At 40.2% G+C, this 24,950-nt stretch carries 12 protein-coding genes; 7 read left to right on the plus strand and 5 right to left on the minus strand.

Annotated elements, in window-relative coordinates; all coding sequences use genetic code 11:
* Positions 1-9,447 (minus strand): hypothetical protein (locus ACQ96U_RS13490; protein WP_431721786.1); only part of this gene is annotated, 9,447 nt, incomplete at its 3' end.
* Between the two features lie 789 nt (positions 9,448-10,236).
* Between ACQ96U_RS13490 and ACQ96U_RS13495 the strand changes: the two genes are divergently transcribed.
* The 4 genes from ACQ96U_RS13495 to ACQ96U_RS13510 all read left to right on the plus strand — a co-directional run bounded on the left by ACQ96U_RS13495 (position 10,237) and on the right by ACQ96U_RS13510 (position 15,197).
* Positions 10,237-11,532, plus strand: a complete 1,296-nt coding sequence (locus tag ACQ96U_RS13495) for a LamG-like jellyroll fold domain-containing protein (RefSeq protein WP_431721787.1) — start codon at positions 10,237-10,239, stop codon at positions 11,530-11,532.
* A 69-nt stretch (positions 11,533-11,601) separates the two neighbouring features.
* Positions 11,602-13,446 carry a LamG-like jellyroll fold domain-containing protein gene (locus tag ACQ96U_RS13500; RefSeq protein WP_431721788.1) on the plus strand — a complete coding sequence of 615 codons (1,845 nt, stop codon included), beginning with the start codon at positions 11,602-11,604 and terminating at the stop codon, positions 13,444-13,446.
* A gap of 17 nt (positions 13,447-13,463) precedes the next feature.
* Positions 13,464-14,819 carry a LamG-like jellyroll fold domain-containing protein gene (locus ACQ96U_RS13505; protein WP_431721789.1) on the plus strand — a complete coding sequence of 452 codons (1,356 nt, stop codon included), beginning with the start codon at positions 13,464-13,466 and terminating at the stop codon, positions 14,817-14,819.
* A 33-nt stretch (positions 14,820-14,852) separates the two neighbouring features.
* A complete protein-coding gene (locus tag ACQ96U_RS13510) occupies positions 14,853-15,197 on the plus strand; it encodes a hypothetical protein (protein WP_431721790.1) in 345 nt (114 codons plus the stop codon).
* A 210-nt stretch (positions 15,198-15,407) separates the two neighbouring features.
* On the opposite strand, the gene ACQ96U_RS13515 is transcribed toward ACQ96U_RS13510, so the two are convergent.
* Together ACQ96U_RS13515 and ACQ96U_RS13520 are read right to left on the minus strand one after the other, a co-directional pair.
* On the minus strand, positions 15,408-16,013 hold the full coding sequence (locus ACQ96U_RS13515) for a DUF1287 domain-containing protein (protein WP_431721791.1): 606 nt from the start codon (positions 16,011-16,013) through the stop codon (positions 15,408-15,410).
* A 4-nt stretch (positions 16,014-16,017) separates the two neighbouring features.
* A complete protein-coding gene (locus ACQ96U_RS13520) occupies positions 16,018-16,800 on the minus strand; it encodes a metallophosphoesterase (protein WP_431721792.1) in 783 nt (260 codons plus the stop codon).
* 801 nt (positions 16,801-17,601) lie between these two features.
* On the opposite strand from ACQ96U_RS13520, the gene ACQ96U_RS13525 reads away from it, so the two are divergent.
* Both ACQ96U_RS13525 and ACQ96U_RS13530 read left to right on the plus strand, forming a co-directional pair.
* Positions 17,602-20,217: a collagenase gene (locus ACQ96U_RS13525; RefSeq protein ID WP_431721793.1), complete on the plus strand. Its 2,616-nt coding sequence runs from the start codon at positions 17,602-17,604 to the stop codon at positions 20,215-20,217.
* 203 nt (positions 20,218-20,420) lie between these two features.
* A complete protein-coding gene (locus ACQ96U_RS13530; protein ID WP_431721794.1) occupies positions 20,421-21,212 on the plus strand; it encodes a Cof-type HAD-IIB family hydrolase in 792 nt (263 codons plus the stop codon).
* Positions 21,213-21,352: 140 nt separating this feature from the next.
* Here the strand turns inward: ACQ96U_RS13530 and ACQ96U_RS13535 are convergent, their stop codons facing one another.
* Both ACQ96U_RS13535 and ACQ96U_RS13540 read right to left on the minus strand, forming a co-directional pair.
* Entirely contained in the window at positions 21,353-22,483 is a 1,131-nt protein-coding gene (locus ACQ96U_RS13535; RefSeq protein ID WP_431721795.1) for a pyridoxal-phosphate-dependent aminotransferase family protein, read from the minus strand.
* Positions 22,484-22,628: 145 nt separating this feature from the next.
* Entirely contained in the window at positions 22,629-23,813 is a 1,185-nt protein-coding gene (locus ACQ96U_RS13540; protein WP_431721796.1) for an MFS transporter, read from the minus strand.
* A gap of 321 nt (positions 23,814-24,134) precedes the next feature.
* Between ACQ96U_RS13540 and ACQ96U_RS13545 the strand changes: the two genes are divergently transcribed.
* Complete coding sequence (locus ACQ96U_RS13545) at positions 24,135-24,914, plus strand: AraC family transcriptional regulator (protein WP_431721797.1); 780 nt, start codon at positions 24,135-24,137, stop codon at positions 24,912-24,914.
* The last annotated feature ends 36 nt before the right edge of the window (positions 24,915-24,950 follow it).

Raw genomic sequence — 24,950 nt, forward strand, 5'->3', positions numbered from 1 at the left:
CTCGGCCAGTGCCCAGTCACTGTCTTCTTGAATAAGGGCCACACCCCGAGCATCGACAATGGCACTGACCCGGCCCAATGCATCATACCGGTATTGGGTCTCTGCGGCCGCCTCAGTACCCAGCGCGCTAATCTCAGCGACTTTTTGGTTACGCTCGTCATAGCGATAGGCGGTGCGGCGCTCCGCCTGCATACCCGCTGCTTCGGTTTTTAAGGTGAGGTTGCCAAAAGCATCGTACTGATAACGGGTCTCATGGCCATTACCGTCAGCACTGGGCACGGTTTCCGCCACCAGACGATTCAACGCATCGTAACGGAAACGGACAATGCGGTCGGCATAGACCAAGGAACGAGACTGGTTAGCGCCCAGGGCCATGGGGAGCAAGCCACTGTAGCGGTTCTCGAAGATTTTATTACCAAAAGCATCATAGTCAAACACGGTCAGGTAACCGTGCTCGGCATCCACCTGCTTCAACTCGCGGGTCAACTGACCTTTGCTGTCGTAATAGAACAGGGTACGGAAATCACCGTCCACCGTGGCTTGGCGCAACACGGTCCGTTGGCCCAGGGCATCATATTCATAGCGCTCGGCGCGCAGCTGACCTGACGCTAACCCCGCCTGCAGCTGCTCCTCACTCAAGCCTAAGGTGACCACGCTGGCCGCCCCAGTAATCAATGCGGTTTTATGGCCGGCGGCATCATAGCGATACACCGTCGCTTGGTCCTGCGCATGACTCAGGCCTGACAAGCGCGCGGCAATCTCCGAGGTTGAGCCATTACGTAGCCCTTCATCCAATGCCTGAGCATAACGCACGGTACGGCGTAACTGACCTAAGGCATCGTACTCATGGGCGGTCACATGGCCCAGGGCGTCGATTTCCAGCTGGGTGCGGCCAAGTGCATCATAGTGTTGGCAGGTAGATACACCATGCAGTTTTAGAGTAGCCTGATTAACTGATGCTTCAGTGGGTGAAGGGTCATAACTGATAGGCTGTGTATAACGAGTAGTACTGAGCAGCTGATCCAAGGCATCGTAGCTGAAGACCGTCACATAACCCATACTGTCGATTTCAAATTGTTTACGCCCTGCCGCATCATAAACATACTGTTTGGCCTCAACGGTCGCATTGTGTTCTGCAACATACTCGGTAAGCTGAGCCAAAGCTAATGGTTGGCCTAAACGTCCTCCCTGCCGTAATTCATTGCTGAGTGGTTGCTGATAACGATAGCTGGCAACCACCTGGCCGGCTTGATCATAACTCAAACGGTTTATATATCCGGCAGCATCAATGGTGAAGCACGTTTGGCCCAACTGGTTGTAGACATAGTCCGTCTGCTGATAGTTAAGCTGGTGCTGAACTGTTTCTCCGCTTTCAGTCGTTTCACTTGCAGCCAGCCAGGCTTGCAGTTTAGCCTCCAGTTGCTGGTCAGTAAGTTCAAGCAGATTAGCCTTATCCAGCTTCAGTTCTTCGACCGCTGCGAGATCATACTTCAGCTCACGCACCACCTGCCCACTGATATCGTAGTGTTTTTCAGTCAAGCTACCATTGGCATCAACGATAAACCGTGCTTGTCCCAACTGATCGAACAACGTAGTTTGGGTATACGCAGGCTTTTCAACTGTAGTCGTGGCACGGACTTGAGCTTTAGCGGCAGCCAAATCCTGAGCTTCTGCCAACTGCTGAATATCAGATAGGCGCTGTGTATAGCGTACGGTTTGAGCCAATGTACCTCGACTGTTATAGACAAACTCAGTAACCCCCCCAAGGTTATCGATGGTCATGGCTTTACGGCCATCAGCATCATAGAGGGTATAACTGCGATGATTATGCTCAGTCTGCTGTGGCGAGCTACGATCAGTAATACGCTGCTCAATAACGACTCTTGGCTCTCTGGCCTGCTTAAGAGCAAGCTCAAGTCCTTCGGTACTGATGGGTTTAGCCAGTTGTTCGGTTAGCCAGATTTGACCGGTTTTGGTGTATTTAACAAGCGTTACCCCACCTTGGGCATCAACCGAGTAAATACGCTGATTATCTGTGTTATAGGCATGGTAAGTGGTCTGCCCTAAGCTATTGGTTTCAGCAATAAGATTATTTTGCTCGTCATACTGGTAACGGGTGGTTTGCGCTAAACCACTAGGGTCAACAATCTTAGTCTGTAATCTACCCAAACCATCATATTGGTAGTGGGTTTCCCGCCAGAGCTTAAGTTCGCTCTGATGACCATTAACAAGTGATGCTGAATATGTTTGCTCAGCCACTTTATTGCCTTGCTCATCATAGCGATAACGAGTGATACGTTGCTGCTCTCCAGCCTGTCGCATGATCTGACTCACCCGACCTTCAGCATCATACGCAGTTAACGTTTGCACACCATCTGGCGTGGTGGTTTTAATCACTCGGCCACGCACATCCACTTCATGAGAAGTGACTTGTGCTTTACCCTCAGGGTCAACCGTTTGTCGCAGCAGCTTTCCAGCAACATCATATTGATAGGTCGTAACAAGTCCATTAGCCGCTACCGTTTTCTGCTGCCAACCCAGTGTATTGTATTCATGCTGCTCAACGGTTTTTAACAGTTCGCCGTCTGCACTGTGTTGAGTAATCTGCTGAACGCGTCCTGCTTCATCATAGTGGTACTCAGTGCGTGTCCCAACAGCATCAATTAAAACCGCTTTTTCACCAAACTGGTCGTATTGTGTAATGAGCTGCTCACCTGTAGCAGACACCACTTTCAACTGATGTTGCTGATCATCATAGTGATAGGTGGTGGTATTGCCTTGGCGATCCGTAACCGATACTTTACGGCCAAACGCATCATACGCAACCTGCGTTGCATCACCAGCTGCATTAAGTTCACTGACAAGTTGGTTTAAGCGGTTATAACTAAATTGTTGACGAATAAATTCGCCTTGTTGCACTTTGGTTTTTCGCTGAAAGGCATCATAGGTTATCGTTTCTGTTTGCGTTAGATCACTTTGTGTTAAACCCTCAACAGACAGGGTTTTAGTGATGGCTAACCCACGTAAATCATATTCAAATGATGCAATTTGAAATTGGTTGTTTGCAGCTTGAATACTTTTTGCCAGCCTGCTGACTTCACCAAAACTGTTGTATTGATATTGGCTGACACTACCACCGGCCGTTGTTGACTTAGCTAATAGGCCACGTTTGTTGTATTCAAAATGGGTAACTTGATCTTGCTCAGGGTTTGCAATGCCTTTTATTTTTTCACGTAATTCTGTGCTTTCTAATCCCCCCGTTAATGCGTTATTAACAGGTAACGCGGTGGCATAGTCAATGCTCGCTATTTTTTCACCAAGCGTATTATAACGCAGCTCATTCACTGCACCTTGGCTATCGATACTAAAACGAAGCTGACCACCTTTATTATAAAAAAACCATTGTGTTAAATGTTGAGGGTGACTTTTATTTTGTCCACTTTCGAGTGCATTAACTTCTGGGTAAGTTTTACTGATTAACCAACCACGCTCATTATACGAAAATAAAATGGCTTGTTTTTGCCAAATGATTTCACGTTCGGCATCCGTGGTGGCCGCCGCGAGCTGTTTGGCACCTGTTGCTGTTAATTCTGCCGTGACACGACCTAATTGATCATAACGTTTGGTTTGATAACGTATCTGGCTATGATCAGTTGCCTGGCCTTGAGTAACGGTGATTAAGTTACCCATCACATCATATTCATTATGGGTTACCAAACCGTTTGCCGCTGTCTGTTTTATCAGACGTCCACGCTCATCATATTCGTGGTGTTCAACACGGTTAGGTTCACTACCTGTCGCTAATACACGTAATTCAGTCAGGGTTTGTTGTTGATAATTAATCCGTTGTCGATAACCAATAATTTGTACGACTTGCCCTAAACTATCGTAAACGGTTTCCGTCAAATAACCTTCAGCATCAACAGTAGCAACATGCTGGCCTAAATCATCATAAATAAAATGTGTAGTTTGATCATTAACACTGACCTCTGGCCTCAGCTCATTAATATCTAAAAATAACTGCTGTTTACTCGGGTAACCTGTAGCATTGGCATAACGTGTCGTGCTAATTTTTTGCCCTGCAGCACCATAACGATGCTCAACTAAAAAGCCTTCAGCATCCAACTCACCGACCAATAAACCATCTTGGCTGTACAAGCGATGAGTAAAACGCCCAGCAATATCATTCCCTAACTTATCACCAAACTTCAGTAAATAATTACCATCCGTATTAGCATCCAATATCACCGTGGCCCGGCCTTGAAATTCCCCCTGATCACTGACAATTTTTAAATCAAAATCATAAGCGGCTTCTCGAGACTGGTCTAAATTTAATTCAAGATACTGTCCATCTGCAGAGCGAATACTATTTACATCAATTGCAGTAAACGCCTCACCTAATTGTTTTAAGCGATAGCTGAGTTGTACATTTGGCTGATTAATATCAACGGGCAAGTTAGCCACAGGAATGCGTAGCCGATGTGTTTTATTTAGCTGAGGTTGAGCACCTATTTCATAGGTAAAATCCTGATATTTCACCTCACCATTTCGATAAAACTTTTGTACGATAATGTTATATTTTCCGGGTTTTAACCCGCCAGGCATGCCTAAATTAACTTCACCCTGATAATTTTCATAACTACTGATGTAAGTTTTAGCACGGCTCAAAGTCTGTTCACTGCCATCAGACCGCTCTTGACGAACACTTACACCCACAGAGTCAATCAACGTTGCTTCTTCTGATGAAATAACGCCGGTTAATGCACCACTATCATCAGGTTCAGAAATAACGCGATCATAACTAACATGAATATTTTTGGTTGACTGCCCCAGCTTAGGGCTAAAAATTCCCCATAACTTAACATTATACTCACCCACACCTGAATGTTTTAACTGGTCATCCAGGTGCTTAATGCGATATTCATAGCCTTCATCGGGAATCAATCCTGTCAGCTGAACAACGAACTCATTGCCTTCTCGTACCACAGGTACAGAAATAAACTCCCCCTTCGAACCATCATTCACTCGATAGCTAAACTCATGATGCTCGGTAAAAGGAATATATGATTCAATAACAGGCCAGCGTAAGGTTTGATTGACGGTATAAAAATCATCCCCAAACTCAAACTCAATCGGCGCCTTGGTAACAACAGTACCATCTTTATAGTGGAGATTAATTTCAACGCGATAGCCTTCACCGTTCTTAAGTAAAGGACGATTATTGGCATGATGGGGAAGTAAAGTGACGTCACCTTTAAAGTTCACCCAATCATCGATAGTAATTGTATTTTCGGCAAGCGGAAAGCGACCATCATCCCGATAAGTAGTGCAGTCGATTTTTTCCAGATTTTGTTGTTCTTCTGCTGATATAACACCCTGTAATACATCATATTTATTATGGACTTGTTGGTACGTTATGCTTTCTGCTTCAGCTTCTACACTTGTAATACCAGAATGTGTTGTATCACTAGAGCGAGTCGTATCAATAGTACCTGTTAATTGATAACTAATCTGACCATCATCATTTAAATAATTAATTTGATATTCATATTGGCCGGGCACCAATGATGTTAAATCAGCCTTATTTTTACCTTGGGCATCTTGGGTAATAGTCAATGTTTGCCAATCATCACTTCCTGCTTTACGTACACGTAACGCATCAAGCTCGCCTGCTTGTTTTGGTGATAGCCACTGTAAAGACTGCTGGAAAGCAGCATCTGTGTTACCAACTTGGTAACCCATACTGAGTGGTGCTAATTGCGTACCACTGTTATCCGTAAAAATAATTTCAAGCTGATATTGCCCTGCGGATAAAAGCTGATCCCCAATTTTTATTTGGCCTTGGTATTCGGCAAAATCAGCGGGTGAAATAGTCCCTTCACTCACTAGCTGACCTTCAGCATTAAACACTTTAGTAGTAATTTGCTGATAATGCGTCCATTGTTCTTTGGACACCATATTATTGATAAACACACCCGATGTTGCAGGTGCTGTATTGTCCTGCACAGGTTTAAACTGCAGTGTTTCTGCAGCACCAGAAGTTTGCGCAAGGTATAATACCTTACCCGTTTCTTTATCTGTTAACTCCAGCTCGTAAGCTTGCCCTTCAGGCCAGTTATTCCAGACAAATTCCTGTTTTTCATTAAGAGTTACTGGCGTGAAACTTTCTGTTCCTGTTGCGCGATAGCGTAACTGATAGTTATCTAAAGCCAACTGGCCTTTTTCCTGAAAATTGGTCAAGGTAATATGTTGGTCATCATCAGTCATTGACTCATTTGCATTCAACTCAACGTTAACTGACTTAAAACCATGATTTTCTATCCGTTGACTAACCCCTTCTGCACGTGTCTTATCTTTAGGGTAGAAATAAGCAGTTGTACTATTCTCATTGACCTCAAACTCAATAGTATAAGTTTTATTTATTTGATATGGATAAAACTCTCTTTTAAGTTCGTCTTCACCTATACCTTCACCAGAAAATGATATAACTTGTCCCACTGCAAGGGATACTATGTGCTGCTTATCATTACCTCCACTAATAGCCAGAGAAAAGTCGCTTGATACATCAGAGAGTGTTACGTCCACTTTTAAGTGATACCCTGCAGCAGTAAGGTATTTTCTTGAACTACTAAGACTAACGTCACTAGCAGAGTTTTCTATACCTGGCTGTGTAATATCAAAGCCGTGATCTGTAGGCTTTATAAAACGCTGGTCACCTTGCCAATAGTCTGCTGCATTACTTTTATTCGCGCTAAATGCTTCAGACAGTGATGTTAATTTTGCTAAAGCACCTTCACGGGTTAATGCAAGAGATATTTCAGGGGAAGTAACGGCTTGAGCTTGCCCTTCCACCTTGACCATAGGCTGTTCTGTAGCACGAGCACCCACTAATTGCAGGGTTTGTGCGCCAGCTTTTTGCACTGATCTTAGTGTATAGTCATAACCTGTCAGTACAGGGTAAGGCTGAACTGGATTTCGATTTACACGCTCTCCAGACAGTTTCAATACGTCTTCATAAGCATGTAGTTCTCTATGCTGCAGTAATGCACTTGATGTATAAGTATAAGGCTGATCAGGCTGCCGATCTGTCGTCCAGGTAGTATTATCCATGAGCACATAGCTATAACCACCAATAAGACGATTTATATCACTAGCAGAATAATTGGCTGCATTCGTTAACTGCGCACTAGATAATGACTGTTCATAACGATGTTTAGCTACCTGTTTACCTTGAGCATTATAAATCGTCTCAGTGACAAATCCTTCAGCATCAATCGCATACTGTTCTCGTCCTTGTGCATCATAAATAGCATATGAGGTACGGTCAGCAGCTGTTTCAGCAGGTAGCCATGCGGTAAGCTTCATCAGCTTTGAATTAATTTCCCCGTCCTCTGCAACTAATGCAGAAGTATCAACGTGAGTACTGTATTCTTTTGTCGCAACGAGTAACCCATTAGCATCATAACTAAAACGAGTTGCTTTACCCGTTTCATCAATGGTGCCTGCTTTTCGTCCTGCCTCATTATAAAACAGGTAGCTACGCGCACCATCTGCAGCTTCTTTTGCCACTAAACGACCTGCTTCATCATAAAACAGTCGTTGTTTTCCAGTTACCGTTTCATCCGTCGCGACGGTTGACTCTGTTACTAAGCGTCCGGCAGAATCAAATACTTGCGTTGTCGATAAACCACTTGCCGTTGTGGTGACAATTGCCTGCTGCGCATTGTTATATTGTACTGTACTTAAACGCTGGCCTGCTTTTTCTTTGCTCAGTACACGCCCCAGTCCGTCATAGGTAAATTGCTCTACCACACCTTTATCATTGATGGTTTTAATTAACTGGCCAAAAGCGCTATAAATATAGTGTGTTTTTTGCTGAGCTTGATTACCAGACCATTGAATAATACGTGCCACCATACCGCGGGCGTCATAATCATGGGTTGTTCTTTGATACTGTGCTTGTGGCTGTGCATTTAAAAAAGTATCAATAGCTGATAGTGAAACATTTTTTTCAGCCGTGTAATCAGCCAGTGAAAACTTTACGTTTGAGTAGACTCTGTGCTCAACCATTAAGCCCTGAGCATTATAATCCCAAGCTTGAATACGCCTCTCAGCACTGATTGTATAACGTAAGTGACCTCGTTGATCATAAACCATTCTCGTTATAGCCGCATTTTCAGGAAGGTCTGCTAAATGCCCTATATCATCAATAATACCGGGTTTTGCTAACGCATAGTTTGCCTTAGCAATTATTTGATTACTCGCGTTATAGCGAAAATAATTAACCTGATCACTAATAATTTCTGTCAGTAAATTGCCTGCATCATCATACTGACGTTGTGTAACTTGACCTTTAGCATCCGTTACAGAGGTAATATTACCTGCGTCATCATAAGTATAAGACAATACGGGTCGCTGATGATTAACTGCCGGTTGAGTGATTGACGTTAATCTATCCTTCTCATCAAACCGGTAAAAGGATGTTTCACCTTTATCATTACTAACCGTTGTCAGTCGTTGAGTAGCGTTATAATCAAGGGTAACTCCAACACCCGTACCGTCTTCAATACGAGTAACACGATATTGTTCATCTATTTTTTTATAGGTAAATCGCTGAACGACACCATCACTTTGCGTAATTTGTTTAATACGTAAACTATTGCCGTCATATTGATAGTCTGAGCGAAAGATATTGCCATCAGCAATTGTATTATCTTCCGGTGTAAGATCGATAATAACCGCAGATAATCTTCCTTGCTGATCATATTCAAATCGTTGGTTAATGGTTTCTTGTGTTTTACCCTGGTCATTAACATAACTTGTTGCAATTTGGTTCAGCAGTGTTTTCCCTGATATTTGAATATAACTGAGTATTGTCTGCTGACCTGATGCATCCGTAATACGGCTTAACAGATTATTTTCATAACTAAAATTCAGTAGGTGTCCATCTCTATCTTTTCGACTAACCAACTGACCGTCTGAGTTATAGTGCTCTACAACACCTGAAGTACCTTCTTGCCAAATCCATAGCTTTTTATCTTGATCAAACCTAATCTGATCATGAGCACCACTACCATCAGTGGAAATATAAGCTTGCTTTTCACTATCAAAGTGATACTCACTAAAGCTGCCATCACCATTTGCTCGACGTAACTTACTTCCCTCAGCGACTTTTTCTGGGAGGTCTGTTAAATAGCGGTGCTGATTCAGCAACCAGGATTGATTGCGTGCATCGTTATGCTGCCCCTGACTGTTATAAGTTTGTGTTAGTTGTGTATCCAGTCCTAATGCAGAAAGTTCATCCGAATGTTGTTGTAAAATCAGGTTACCAGTTGCTGCATTAAGAAAGACTTGGTTATTACCCTGACCTACTTTACTACCAGCCCCATTTCCTAGTACTAAATGATTAAATAACCCAAGATTAGATCCAGATACTAAAGCAACCATAAAAGTCTTTTCTCATAAAGGTAATTGGTGACAGCAACGTATGCTGTTTACTTATCAATACCTGATAAGCACATTTTTTAATTAAAGATGGGTAGAGCATCAAAATGAAGAAACAATTATGAAGGGTATTAGCCTAATCGATAAAAATATTTGCCATCTTAATTAATACCAAACACTGTCAAATAAAAACACAATACCGTTGTTAAACTGTAATCAGCTAGCACAGTCGTATCATGTCTTACAAAAACTTCACTTACTTATTTTATATATCCATTGTTTATAGAATTTTGTTCAGTGCTATTTTTGTTTATTTTTTACGCAACAGGTTCAAGTATAAAAATAATATCTTTATTAATCATAATCTTACTGACACTTATTAACTAAATAGTTTAATAAAATCATAGGATAAACGGAGTATATAAGAAGATAACTGGTAAAAAATATCCTCAGCAACTTTAGTTCCACAGGCACTTCTTGTTGTATAGCGTTGTATAGAATTGCAACAAATTTAGAATCAGGTATCATACAAACCTGCCACTCACTGAAAAATAATCACACCGTTGTTAGATCAACACTTAAACTCTCATTAGCGTGTAAGATGTGTAATTCTCATTTGCACATAAACCTTGAATACACACTAGATCAATGTCCTTTGAACACTTCATTGTTTTATGATTTCACTATGTTTAGGTGTTTTCCTTCATAACATGTATCAGTAAATCTATGGATATGAAGAATACAAAGCGCCTTATAACTGTTAAAACTTTTGCAACTACCAGGGTTTTGTGTATGCGTCTTTTACGCAAATTAAGCAAGTTAATAAGCTATAGCACTTTACTATGTAGCGCTTCAATAACATCAGCCAATGATCCTTTCGATCCATCCAATGTAGGCAACTGGCCAAAAAAACAAGTGGGTTACTGGTCATTTGACTATAAAGATATGCGAGACCACAGTGAGTTCAATCATTCATCAATATTAAATGGCGATATTTCTTTTGCGGAAGGCATTCAAGGTTATGCTGCACAGTTTAACGACAGCAGCTCATCTATGGAGTTTAATGTAGGTGATAATTGGACATTGAGAGAACCCTTTGCATTTTCTGCTTGGTTATTTGCTTCTGAAACTAGTACAAATCAAAGTATTTTTTCTCGTACTGCAAAAAATAGATCAGGGGTAACTGTATTTATTGATAAAAACCTATTTATAAACGTGATTATCGTAGATGTTACTAAAGGTATTTTACACTTAAAGACTGAGCAAAAAATAGAACCCAAAAAATGGCAACATGTCACCATAAGCTACAATACGGGACTTAAACTCAATTCGACTCTAATTACTCTTAATGGTTTTGAAGCAGGCCTGAAAAAAATTAAAAGCTCCCTGTTTACGTCACCAACTCATGACTCAAAGTCAACATTTAATATTGGTTATACAAGCCCTAGACTATACATTTTAAAACCTGGGGTGAATAGGCCTGAAAATTTTCAAGGAAAAATTGACGAAGTCTATTTATTTCAAAATATCATTAATCCTGTAGAGTCATACTGCCTAAGCCAGCTGGGTTTAAACTGCCTTATTCCTATTCAACAAGGCCCACAGGGTGAAAAAGGAATAAAAGGCCCACAAGGTCCTAAAGGTGAACAAGGCCCACAAGGAAAACAAGGTGAACCTGGAGATCAAGGAGAGCAAGGTCCTCAAGGCCCACAAGGCGAGACTGGCCCTCAAGGACCACAAGGTAAATCAGGATTGCCAGGATTAGAAGGCCAACCCGGCGTGGGTAAAACAGGCACCAAAGGACCAGATGGCCAGCAAGGTTTACCTGGTGTGAGAGGTCCACAAGGTGAGCCAGGGCCAAGAGGTGATGCAGGTCCTATTGCAGATTCCTACCAGGATTTACCTAAAGGTACGCTATCAGGCTTTTGCCAAATAAATAAAGCTAACCAAACAATTACGCTACATTATGGCACTGCAGCATCAACCTACACTTATCGTCATAATAGCCAGTACTTAAATGCCTGCAGCTGTGCATCGGGCTGGACTCGAGTGGGAGATGTTAATGCCTCATGGTGTATTAAAAATTAATTATCAGCCTATAAAAAATGCTTTAAATAAATATGTTTCAGCACAAAAAAACAGTGAATGAGTTTTTAAATGATACGAAAAAATACACTTAGTACACTTTTATTTATAAGTTGTACCACAGCAGTTTTCCCCGCTACTGCTCAGCAAAAACCTGTTGGTCTATGGGACTTCGATAAAATAGAAGCGCAACAAATTATAGACCAAAGCAATAATGCTTATAATTTACAGCTGCCTGAAAATGCTTCGCTTGCAGAGGAAGGAAAGAACAGTAAATCCCTTAGATTCAACCAAGAATTAACTTCGCTTGTTATTCCAAACAGCTGGTTAGGTGAAAACTCACATGCAGTGAGCTTTTGGTTTAAGCCTGATGCAGCACTGAATACTTTTTCATTGATTCGTAAAATGAATCATGAAACTCAAGCGGGCTATCAACTCCAGGTTACAAACAATAGACTTGAGTTAGTGCTTAAATCGAGCCAAGGAGTAACAGTTAAAGTACAAAGTACCACTTTAACAGATTTACAACACTGGCAGCATTTCACTCTTTCTTTTGATAAAGAGCAACCACAACCTTTGCATATAGCTATTAATGGTCGTCCTGTTTTATTCAATAAAACGATTGATTCAAGCCTGTTCAGCGGTACCCAACTGAAAAACGATAGTGCTATTGAAATAGGTTTATCAACAGATAGCGCAATTAAAAACTTTACTGGCTTAATAGATCAACTAAGTATTTATGATCGCTCGCTTTCATTTTTCGAAAATCAATGTCTTTTTAATCAAGGCGATGACTGTTGGCAATTCGCTGAAGGCCCTAAAGGCACTCGTGGTATTCCAGGCAATAAAGGTGAAGAAGGAAAAAAAGGAGAGCTAGGAGAAGATGGCACTAAAGGTAATCAAGGCCCTGTAGGAAATGCTGGTCCTCAAGGTAAAACAGGTCTGCAAGGTGAACAGGGTCCATCAGGTAAACAAGGTCAACCAGGCCAAAATGGCAAACCTGGTCCTGAAGGTGATCCTGGCCCACAAGGCGCTAGAGGTCAACAAGGAGACCCTGGAGATAAAGGTCCAAAGGGTGAAAAAGGTGATCGTGGTGAAGCAGGATTAGTAGGGCTGAGTTTCTATGATATTCCAGAAAATACACTAGTTGGCTCCTGCACAATAAATAATAATCAAGTTGTCTCAGTACAATCACCAGCAATTGCTCTTCAACAAGGTGGCAAAAGTATCTGCTCTTGCGAAGCTGGATGGGAAGCGGTACCACTATCAGGATTATTCGGAGGGTCAGGCATAAGCCATTTTACATGCCTGAAAAATGCTAACCCATTGCCTTATTATACAGCATCACAAACCATGCCTGGCACTACGTTAAATAATTGCCAAAATTGGACGTTTTCGGACCTTCCTACCGAAGCCTCCAGTTATACACTAAATGTCAATTGGCAGTCACGTAAAGGTAATCACCAGCGCACAATCAAAAATACTAAATCAGAAGGACAAACTAGCGTTACATTTAATCACTGCCCCCAAAAAGGAGGTTATTCAAGCCTTACCCTGCATGGACCTTATGATGGATGGCCTGTTCAAGATTCAGGTGATAGTGGGTACTTAAAAATATGGCCACAGTCTAAGTCATTGAGTATGGGAGGAGGCCATGGTTATAACTGCCGTACTTGGACTCTAAGTGGGTTTAACCCAGAAGCCAGTGCCTATGAAATAAACATACACTGGTTTGACCATAGAAATTACTACAGAAAAATAACAAACTTTAAACCAGAAGGACAAAGCAGTATATCGTTCTATCACTGCGTTCACCAGTCAGGAAATGCAGACATTACGCTGTATGGTCCTGTATCAGGATGGAGAGCAAGTGATACAGGACAAAATCCAATCAGGCATCACGGCGGCCACAAATGATGCAAAATGAGATAGTGATGAAAAAACAAAAAATAATCTACCCTTTAGTATTAAGTGCTTTAGCATCATCTCCCATGAGTTTTGCTGCGAATTTACAAGGTTATTGGTCCTTTGATAATTACTCAAATGATCAAGTATTAAATAGCCAAGCATTTAATCCATGGCAGGCTACCGTTAATAATCTTTCTGATAGTCACTTTAATGCGGTAGGACAATCTGGCGCCTCATTTGTGCTTAACAGTGATCCTCTTTTGCTGCCTAAGCGAAATGATTGGTTACTAAGAGATGGTTTAGGTTTATCTGTCTGGTTTAAACTGATTAGTAGTAACACATCAGATGAAGTTCTTTTTAGTGAATACTATGAGTACGAAGAAAGCTCACGACAAATTCAGGTTATCTTAACTTCATCAGGCATCATTAAAGTCAAAATACAAGCAGAAGGTAATTATCGCTCTGATTATGTAGCCACTTCGCTTTCGAAAGTAAATACACAATCAGACTGGCAACTACTAACAGTCAATATTGACGCTAAAACCCAAAAGCCTGTGTCACTGTCATTAAATGGTGCTATTGTGCCTTTAACTGATGAAGGTGAATTCAATATGATGACGTTTAAACAAAGTCATCATGCAGGCCCATTTACAGTAGGTGGTGATGCTCAAGGATTATTAGCACCTTTTAGTGGTGAAATAGATGAAGTGCGCATTTATGCCAGACCACTGATTTATGCTGAAACACTATGTTTATACTTTTCATTTAATTACGCAAATACCTGTGTCACTGAAGCATTACCTGGTGCCCCAGGTATTATCGGGGAGCCTGGAGAACAGGGTGATCAGGGCAACCCAGGGGAACCTGGAGAAAAAGGCGAGCAGGGACCTCAAGGTGAAGATGGACCACAAGGCGATGCAGGAGAACAAGGAGAGAATGGCGATAAAGGTCCCGATGGAATAACTGGTATTGATGGGTCTAATGGCAGTGATTCATCTGCAGGTATTAAAGGTAAACAAGGACCTCCAGGTGACCCTGGCCCAAAAGGCACTAAAGGTGAAACGGGTTTACCCGGTATTAAAGGTGAAAAAGGCCCTAAAGGGGCACTTCCTCAAACATTTGCTGATTTGCCTAATGGAGCAACAGCCGGCTACTGTTGGCTTTACCAAGGTAAGCCTTTTAGGTTGCTCGAACCTGCAATAATGAAAGAAGGCAAGTGTGGTTGTGTTGAAGGATGGACCTTTATCGCCAGCAGAGGTACAGCTCAGGGAACCTGTTTGAAATCCTCCGGGTCATATACCTGGCAGCTGTCTACACCTTATCAAGAAGGACGCTGGACTCCAGCATTAATTCCAGCCATTAATTTAATATTATTAAATTAATGGGATAATACTGCGTAGTTTTAAGTTAGAATTATGATGAAATATATCGTTACATTATTCTCTATACTGGCAGCATCTAATGTGTATTCAATTGGTCACGTCAGCAATGCAAAAGTTACTCAAATACGAGTAGATGGAGATGGAAAAGCTATGGTTTATTTCAATAAACCTATAACAGGAACTCCTGCAACGTGTGTGCATAGTGCATATAAGAACGCATTGGGAGTTGATGCCGGAACTGATGGTGGGAAAGCTGTCCTAAGCATGGTTTTAGCTGCAAAAGCCAGTGGCTCACTTGTTACTGCTTACGGACTTGGTGTATGTGGTGTTTATGGAGGAAATACCATTGAAACCTGGAATTATGGGCATATTCTTTAATATCTAACTCAAGCAAGAGTTTGCATATAACAAGTCATATTCTAGAACACCACCTCCATCAATATAGCCGATAAGCCTGCTTGTCGGCTATTTTTTAACAGCTCAGGCATAACCCAAAACCCATTGAACTGTATTAATCGTGTCATCTTGGCAGACACGCATAGATGTTAAAAATATTTTGATGCCTGCATGCCTTGCGAAGAGATGCTTTTAATTATGAGTTTTATATCGATAGTGTCCTGTTATTTTATAATCAAATAACATATCTTCAGCAACGGTTCCATGACCAATATTATGCACAACCAAAGGTCTGTTCCTAAAAATATTTTTCTTATCAATTATTATACCGATATGAGTTAAATTTCCAGGTAATAACCAAGTTACTATATCACCTGGCCGATAATCACTCACATTCTCACTAATCTCTAGAACAGTACCATGTCTTTTAAAAAAGGTTTGTAAATTAGGCACTCTACGGTGATCAATATTAGTATCTGTTTTGGTTAACCCCCATAATTTCGGGTAGGTATCGAATGCCCGCTTCATATCTTCATGGACAAGTCTTTGTAAATCAATACCCAGCTTTCGATATGATCTAATAACTACATCAGTACATACACCTATATTATTGGGTACATCACCATTTGGATAAGGAATGTTTATATAACGACCATCGTAGGTTACCTTTTGACTTGTTCGCTCAATAGCTGCATTAACTAACTTTTGTGTTTGACTTGCTGCGCCTGTTTGACAGTAACCTAACACCAGCACTGTTACTATATTTACTAGAAAAAACTGGCTTTTTATTTTACTCATATTATTAAACACTAATTACCCATTGCTCGTTAAATTCAGGGTTAACCGAAATCGGATAACCTCTAGGGTTAGACATCACTCTGCAATTGCCGATCATATAATCTTGCGATCTATGAATATGACCATGAAACCAGTAATTTGGTTGCCTTTTCTTTATCAGCCAATCAAGGTTCGATGCATAAGCAGCATTGATATAGTCTTGCCTTTGATGTCTAGGAATTGAGTGAATACTTGGTGCATGATGAGATACGACAATTTGTACCAAAGGTTTGGTAACGTTATTTTCAGTTAATGTTCTCTCATGCCGATCATGTGTCATTTGTTTCTCAAGCCAACTAATAGAATACTGATGTACACGTGCAGTATGATTAACTGATAACACTGTTTGTTCTGTTGAGTGATAAATATAGTTATAGTCATTCATCCTCTGCTGACACAGTTTCGCAACATCACCTGCATTACCCAACAGTTTAAAATCGGTCCACAGTGTAGCACCGTAAAAAATAACATGGCCTAGCTGAATGGATGCGTTTTCTAGTAGATGAATATTTGTATCCTGGCAATGCTTACTTAGCTCAATTAACAATCCAGGATAACTATGGCGATAATATTCATGGTTACCTAATACATAGATAATCTGTTGTTGTGGAAAACTATCAAGTGCCCACTCAAGTCCTTTAGCCCCTAAATTAATATCTCCTGCTAAAATGACTACATCAGCTTCACTTTTAGGTAGCTGATAAGAACCAAACTCCAAGTGTAAATCACTGAATAGTTGAATTTTCATTGAAGTCATTTTTCCATAATTTTTTAAAACTGGGCTAAAAAATAATTTTTTTAATTGAATACATGTAATTTAATTATATCAGACTTTACAGGAAGGCAAGGCTGGTTATGAGTAAAAGCAGGACTATTCTAAAGGTAGGAAAAAAGTCTTTATTGTTAAAAAATGAAATTATTTAAACGCACTCTTATAAAAAAAGTAAGTAAAATAAACTAATACTTATTTGAGTTGCTAATAACATTAAGGTTGCAATACCTATAATCTTCAAAAGACTGATATCTGTAGTATCCAACATTAATACATTTCTAACTAGCCAGTTCATTGTTGATATCGTAACCTGCTCTTTCAGGGTTAAAGGCAGGCTATTCTATCTTCTTAGAGTCCTCACACAAACGAAGTGTTTCAACTCATGAGTGCTGACCCCATCACTATTTAGCAACTCACTCTTGGGCAAAACCCAAGCCAATGCCCCCTACCATGTTAACTAACTCCACAGGCAACTGTTCAAGACACTCCTGTACATCCTAATAATCAGAAAAATCACTGAAATGTGGAACTTAAAGACGTTTCTGTTAATAATTCTCAAACTTAATGTGTTAATTTGTTATTAAAAACAGTGTTTCTATAGCTATTATTTTAAAGTACTTTAGTACAACAAATAACATCACAATCAGTTTGTCTAACAAAGCAATATATTAAACCGACAAACGCACGTTTAAAATGTGAACCATTTCAATACCATTCTTTTTAAACAATTCATAATTCGCCACGCTAAACACATAATTATTACTCAGGGTTAAGAAAATGGCAGTTTTCCGCAAGAAATCGCTTAATATATCAATATCCTTATGTCTTAGTGCCCTCGCCAGTGTCAGCTTCAGTGATGCAGCACTTGCTAATCAAGCACCTATTACCATGAGTCAAAGCAACCAAGTTAAAGCGGGAGACCCGCTTAATGCATGGGTATGGGGAAATGATCCAGAGGGACAAAAACTCTACTATGAATTAGTGACAACGACCGCCCACGGAAAACTTAATTTTAATAATTATAAGGGCACCTTCACTTATACAGTGACTTCACCGAGTGCTAATTACGATGAATTTAAATTCCGTGTTTCAGATGGAAAACAGTACTCTAATGTCTCTGTCGTTCAGCTAATCATTGAACCTTCTAAAACGGTATCCAAAAACAATACTCCACCAAAAACTTTAGGCCAAAGCAACTATGTTACCGTTGGTCAGCTGCTAAAAAGCCATGCCTGGGGTGAAGATGCCAACAAAGATAAACTAACGTACACAGTTGTTTCATGGCCGAAATATGGACAATTGAAGCTTGATGCTAAAACAGGTGACTTCACTTATTTTTCTAACCAAAACGTCACTAAGGATATCTTCAGTTTTCGTGTGAATGATGGTCAAGCAGACTCTAATGTTTCACAAGTTCATTTACTGTTTAATGGCAATACCACAACAAACAAGCCAACAACTCCTACTAAGCCTACTAAACCAACAACAACATCAAAGCCCACTACCCCCTCTAAACCGACAACACCAACTACAACAAATAAACCAACAAAGCCTACTAATCCAGAACAGCCAAAAACAACCAACCCTACACAATCTGTTTATCCTTCGTCTTGGACAAGTAGAAATGACTTTCCTGCCGTAGTAAAAAATGTCCTGAATACTACTGATACACGATTATTTTATAATGATGACTTTAATCATGTATCTACTGATGGGCTAAGCCAAATTTTCCAAGCACTGGCATTCCTCGCTGAGCAGAATGATATTTCAGATAAAGACTTACAACAGCTTTTCACTTATTTAAGAGGCTGGAACTACTCTCGAGAAGTCAAAAATATAAAGCCATCCGTTGCGAAAATAGCGGATCAAGCGCTCTTAAAGGTTACTCAAATGAGCGACTTTTATCAGGTAAAACCTGATGCTGCTGTGGCAATGGAAGGTTATGTTGTTGCGCTAAATGGATACATACGTATTCCAGGAACTGATTCATTTTTTGCTAAACATGTTGCCATACTAAATCAACTTGTCGATCACTTAGTAAAAAATGCAGCGTCCGTTAATGGTACAGCAGGTTACAGCACGGCGATCTTCGAATTAACAACCACTATCGATATTTTAGGGTTCCAGGTTACACAACCTAATCAGTCTGATAGTGCACTTAAGTCAGCATTATTAGCGACCAACCTGCCTGAAGATCTTGGTAACCTCGGTAAACATTCAGCGTTAGGTATTTGGGTTGATCGTTATGGACGCAAAGACCCATTTATTCTCATGAATGCCATTGAAGCGTTAGGTAATTTATTTATCAGTAATGAGAAAAGCTGGAATAAACGCTTAGATACTGCTGCAGTTAAATTAATTAAAAATCATAACGATTATAGTGATCAAAAAGAGTTAAAAGCTAACTTTTATAGTTACTATGTAGCTAAAACACGGAAAAATAATCCAGAAAATAGCTGTTCAACAGAGTTTGCTAATTTCTGTTACCAGTACACGATAAGTGAAGTATTACCATACTCCCATCAGTGTAGCAATACGCTTCGTTTACGTTATCAGCAACTAGACTCCAATCAAGTGACTGAAGTCTGCCAACGACTAAAACGCCAAGAGTATGATTTCCATTCACTTATGGCCACAAACTGGACGCCAGTTAACGAAGATAACAATACTGATTTAGAGCTTGTTATATTTGATGAATCATCACTGTATAAAAAGTTTGGTGCATTACTTTACAAGATATCTACAAATAATGGTGGTATCTACATTGAAGGTGAACCCAATAAAGCCGAAAACCAAGCTCGTTTATTTGTCTATGAACGTCCCAATGGTAAAGAGTGGGATATATGGAATCTAAACCATGAATATGTTCACTATCTTGATGGCCGTTTCGACTTGTATGGACGTTTTGCTTACTATCCATTAAACAAAACCACATGGTGGACAGAAGGGCTAGCAGAGTTCATCGCATGGCGTTCTGACTTTCCTCGCGGTATGAATGACGTAAGCAGTGTCAGTCCTGCTGCTCGTCCATCACTCCAGCAAATTGTGAACATGGATTACTCATCGGGTACCTCCATGGTTTATCACTGGTCCTATACTTTGCATCGTTTCTTACAGGAAAAACACTCAGCAGAACACTTAAAGCTTGCTGAATACTTAAGAAATAATCAAATTGATGCTTACAACAGCCACATACAGACATTAGCAAGTAACTACGCTAATGAATATCAGCAGTGGCTAAGCCAATTAGTAGATGACTGGAAACAATCACATCCATATGCAATGGGCGACCAAATACCTGCTGAACCTGGTTCACAACAACATGTTGAGCATAATCATATGCCTACTGTTGTTGATCAGGCTAGCACGGCTCGTCCTCCATTATCCTTTTAATTACAACGAAAATATCCAGTTCTCCATTTAAAGCCCCATAAGGGGCTTTTTTTATGCTCCAGATAAAACCACCTAAATGCTAGGCATTTTCATCGATAAACTTACCAATTTTATAGATTACCTATATTTATGCATAGTCCCTTATTTAGACAAATATTATTATCTTATGCTACTATTTGCGCCTCAATGAATAGGGGTAATTTATGTATAAGGTTGTTGTTTCAGACCTAGATGGCACTTTGCTTGACTCAAACCACACCCTTAGTCAACAAACCATCAGCACTGTACATCGTATTGTTAATGAAGGTATCCGCTTCATTATTGCTACAGGCCGTCATTATCACGACGTTAAACATATCGCCCAAAACCTTGGACTCGATCTTTTCTTGATTACCTGCAACGGAGCACGCATCCATAATAAACAGGGCCAGGCAATTTTTAGACAAGATATCCCGCAACAGATTGTCCAGCCTTTATTGGAAATGGCACCAAAAGAAACTTTGCTTAATATTTATAAAGAAGATCAATGGCTAGTATCTAAACCCAATAAGGCATTACTCGACTTTAATAAAAGCTCTGGTTTCAATTACTCACTTGCTGATTTGTTTAGCATAAATCATGAAAATGTAGCCAAAGTCTTTTTTGCGGGTAAACCTGAACCTCTTATTGAGTTAGAAAAGAAAATTAATGAACAGTTTGGTGATTTAGTAAGTGCAGCATTTAGTCTTCCAAACTGTTTAGAAGTCATGGCTAAGGATGTTAATAAAGGACAAGCTCTGCAGCAGGTCCTTAAAGAAAAAGGGTTTTCTCTAGAGCAGACAGTAGCATTTGGTGACGGCATGAATGATTATGAAATGTTATCTCAAGTTGGCATGCCAGTAGTTATGGCGAATGCACATGATCGTTTACGTCATTCATTGTCTCACTATGAAAACACATTAAGCAGCGATAATCATGGCGTTGCCCACAAACTCGAAGAAATATTTCCTGCTTAAATGTCCCACAAAGTGTGTGGAGTTTTACTCTCCACACTATAGCTTTCCAGAAAATTAAATTGTAACCAGTTTTCTAATTATCTCCATCGCGATGCTTGCTTATTACCCCACCATGAAATAATGATGGGGATGAAAACTAATTACTGCCGCATCATCTTCAGTGTTTCCTCAAATGCCTTTAGACATAAAGCCACATTTTCGGCTTTCGCAGCATAACCCATCAAACCGATCCGCCACGCTTTTCCTGCTAATCCACCGATTGCTGCACCAATTTCTAAATTGTAATGCCTCAACAAATGACTACGAAAAGCTGCATCGTCAATCCCTTCGGGTATGGCAATTAAATTTAATTGAGGCAAACGATAGCGCTCATCAACTAAAAACTTGATACCTAATTCTGTCAGCCCTTGATAAAGATGATTATGCATCACTGCATGTCTTTGCCACGCCTGCTCTAAACCCTCTTTTTTAAGCATTAATAACGCTTCATGTAAAGCATAAAGCGAGTTCACAGGCGCTGTATGATGGTAGGTTCTTGCTGTTTTACTTCCCCAGTACTCCATCACCAACGTTTGATCTAAAAACCAGCTTTGAACTTTTGTTTTACGTGATTTAATTTTATCAACAGCGCTTGGACTAAAACTGATAGGAGACAGTCCGGGTACACAAGATAAACATTTTTGTGAGCCTGAATAAACTGCATCAATTCCCCACTGATCAACATAAAGTGGGATACCACCCAGTGCTGTGACGGTATCAACTATTGTTAAACAGCCATGCTGTTGAGCAATCTGACAAACAGTTTCAATATCAGACCTTACACCTGTAGACGTTTCTGCATGAACACATGCAACCGCTATCGTATCAGGATGCTGTTCCAGGGTTAATTGTAACTTTTCTATAGAAATTGGCTGGCACCACTCATCTTCTACTGTAATGAGTTGGCCTCCACAACGTTTTACATTTTCAGCCATTCGCTGACCAAAAACACCATTAACGCACACAATGACCTTTTCACCTGGTTCAATTAGATTGACAAAACAAGCTTCCATACCCGCAGAACCTGGAGCTGATACAGCAAGCGTTACTTCGTTTTCAGTGACGAAAGCATATTTCAGCAGCTGTTTGACTTCATCCATCATCCCAATAAAACAGGGATCAAGATGACCAATAGTAGGACGGCTTAATGCTTGTAACACCCGAGGATGGATATCTGAAGGGCCTGGCCCCATCAGGGTTCGCTGCGGAGGATAAAACGAATCCTTTAACATGTCACACTCCAGTGTATTATTTTTATAATTAATTCTCGCACAGTTAAAGGCTACAGTGAAATACTCCCTGATGTTTTGTTAAAGAAGGTAAGGTCAAAAGGCTGAAAAATCAGCCTTTCTGCGTTAATTCCTATCCTAGGATAAATCAACCTTCAGCGTTAATGACCAGCTGACCAACGGGCGAGATTTGTCGTAGAGTATAGGGAATCAGTTGGACAAGCATAAATGAAAGTATTGCAAGCAATACACCAATGTAAAACACCAAGTCAGGTGATGTTAACCACACTACCCCTAAAGTGACTGGCAAAAAGACCGCAGCAATATGATTTATTGTAAAGTTCATTGCAGCTGTTGCGGCAATATCCTGTTCATCGACCACTTTCTGCATATACGTTTTTAATGCAATGGCCATAGCAAAAAAGATATGATCAACCACATATAACATAGCGGCAATTTCACTGGATTCAACCCAGGCGTAGCCCGTAAAAACAATTATTAACCCCATATACTCTAGAGAAAGCGTAAGACGTTCTCCAAATCGCTGTACCATTTTACCTATCTTAGGTGCCAACCAAATACTGACGATATGATTGATGATAAATAATAAGGTAATTTCACTCACACTATAGTGAAATTTCTCAACCATCATAAATGCAGCAAATACAATAAAAATTTGTCGCCGAGCCCCACTCATAAATGTCAACAAGTAAAATAACCAGTACTTTTTCCTAAAGATTAATTTTTTATGCTGTTGTGCGGATTGCACGAAAATAGGAAACTTAAACCACAAATAACTCGATAAGCATAGTCCAATAGCACCTGCAGTTAGATAAATCACTTCATAACTCAATGCTAGCTGTTGTAGTAACCAAACCATACCATAAGCGGCTAAAGAGCTATATGATGTTACTGCCAGCAACTTTCCCAATTGTGTGGGTGCCGTCTTTTTGGGAAGCCATTGTAGTGCTAACGAATCTCTTGTGGTTTCTAAATAATGAAACCCAAAACTCATTAATAACGTGGTTAAGTAAAATCCCCATACAGTTGTAAACTGTCCAGTTAACGCAACCCCAGTACTCAGTAACACGAGTGCTAAAACAGCAAAGCGTTGCTCTAAAATAAACAGTAAAAATAAAATTGCGGATATCGCTAATAAACCCGGAATTTCTCGAATACTTTGTAGCATACCAATTTCCTTACCCGTAAAATTGGCAAGCTCTACAACTGCATTATTTAACTGCACATTCCATACTGAAAATGTAAATGGCATTGCAACAGCCAATAAAACAAGAAATAAATACGGCTGGTGATGCTGTTTTATTAACTTCATTTAATTACCTACTCATAAAGATCTTTTTTAAGATTCGATTCATTTTATTTATACTGGAGTACTATTATTATAATTTCATTTGGTTTTAAAGGTTCATTTGGCCAGCTTAAAGCACTTTCATTAGTCATTGATTTATCCTATCTCGTGCTTTCTAACAATGTCTTAAAGCATGTTGTTAAGCGTTCTAAGTACGTTTATGATTACATTATCGAAAAAAGTGTTGGTAATATTGAACAACATACTTAAACAATATAATACGTGAGTTTGGCTCTTAGAACGCTTTATGAATGGCCAACTACCTTTGCAAAATGGTCAATTTCCATGAGCATACCTCAGCAGTTGTTACAACGTATTATGCCCCGAACGAAGGATGTTCCCATGGGCAACCTTGGTCCTCGACATCAACATGAATGGGGACAACTGCAATATGCGGTAAGAGGTGTGCTACAGGTTGATACCTCAGAAGGGCGTTTTATTTCTCCTCCCAATAGAGCTGTTTGGATACCACCTCATGTTGATCATCAGGTCACTACACTGACAGAAGTTCAATACCGAAGCATTTATGTCGATATAATCTGGACTCAACAAATCAATAAACCAACAAGTGTAATTGAAATTTCCCCTTTAGTGAAAGAGCTCATATTGTATGTGATGAACTTTCCTAGCTCCGATTCTCCTGATATTTTTTTAGAGCGTATCTGGCAAGTCCTTGTAGACCAATTAAGTGCTGCAATGATTATTCCTTACGATATCCCGATACCTGCTGATCGCCGATTACAACCCATTATTAAGGATTTACTTTCAGACCCTACTCGCAGAACACCACTTGAATATTGGGAAAACAAAGTCGGCGCATCAGCTCGAACATTGCGACGCTTATTTCTACTACATACAGGAATGGGGTTCAATCAATGGCGACAGCGCCTAATTATTTTACATGGGCTTGAATTATTAGACCTAGGCAAATCAATCACAGACGTTGCATTAAGCCTGGGGTATGAGTCTTCATCTGCTTTTTCCACAATGTTTAAACGCCAATTGGGAGAAAGCCCTTCTAAATATATACAAAGAACTTACTCTCCTCCCATTAAAACTCCATAAAAAAACCCAGCAAATGCTGGGTTTTTTATACAAATA

The sequence above is a fragment of the Zooshikella sp. RANM57 genome, assembly GCF_050749885.1.
In the GTDB taxonomy this organism is placed as follows: Bacteria; Pseudomonadota; Gammaproteobacteria; order Pseudomonadales; family Zooshikellaceae; genus Zooshikella.

Coding starts and splice junctions, on each gene's coding strand:
- ACQ96U_RS13540 (WP_431721796.1), bottom strand. CDS start 23,813: ATGAAGTTAATAAAACAGCATCACCAGCCGTATTTATTTCTTGTTTTA.
- ACQ96U_RS13510 (WP_431721790.1), top strand. CDS start 14,853: ATGATGAAATATATCGTTACATTATTCTCTATACTGGCAGCATCTAAT.
- ACQ96U_RS13535 (WP_431721795.1), bottom strand. CDS start 22,483: ATGTTAAAGGATTCGTTTTATCCTCCGCAGCGAACCCTGATGGGGCCA.
- ACQ96U_RS13505 (WP_431721789.1), top strand. CDS start 13,464: ATGAAAAAACAAAAAATAATCTACCCTTTAGTATTAAGTGCTTTAGCA.
- ACQ96U_RS13520 (WP_431721792.1), bottom strand. CDS start 16,800: ATGAAAATTCAACTATTCAGTGATTTACACTTGGAGTTTGGTTCTTAT.
- ACQ96U_RS13495 (WP_431721787.1), top strand. CDS start 10,237: ATGCGTCTTTTACGCAAATTAAGCAAGTTAATAAGCTATAGCACTTTA.
- ACQ96U_RS13545 (WP_431721797.1), top strand. CDS start 24,135: ATGAGCATACCTCAGCAGTTGTTACAACGTATTATGCCCCGAACGAAG.
- ACQ96U_RS13525 (WP_431721793.1), top strand. CDS start 17,602: ATGGCAGTTTTCCGCAAGAAATCGCTTAATATATCAATATCCTTATGT.
- ACQ96U_RS13515 (WP_431721791.1), bottom strand. CDS start 16,013: ATGAGTAAAATAAAAAGCCAGTTTTTTCTAGTAAATATAGTAACAGTG.
- ACQ96U_RS13530 (WP_431721794.1), top strand. CDS start 20,421: ATGTATAAGGTTGTTGTTTCAGACCTAGATGGCACTTTGCTTGACTCA.
- ACQ96U_RS13500 (WP_431721788.1), top strand. CDS start 11,602: ATGATACGAAAAAATACACTTAGTACACTTTTATTTATAAGTTGTACC.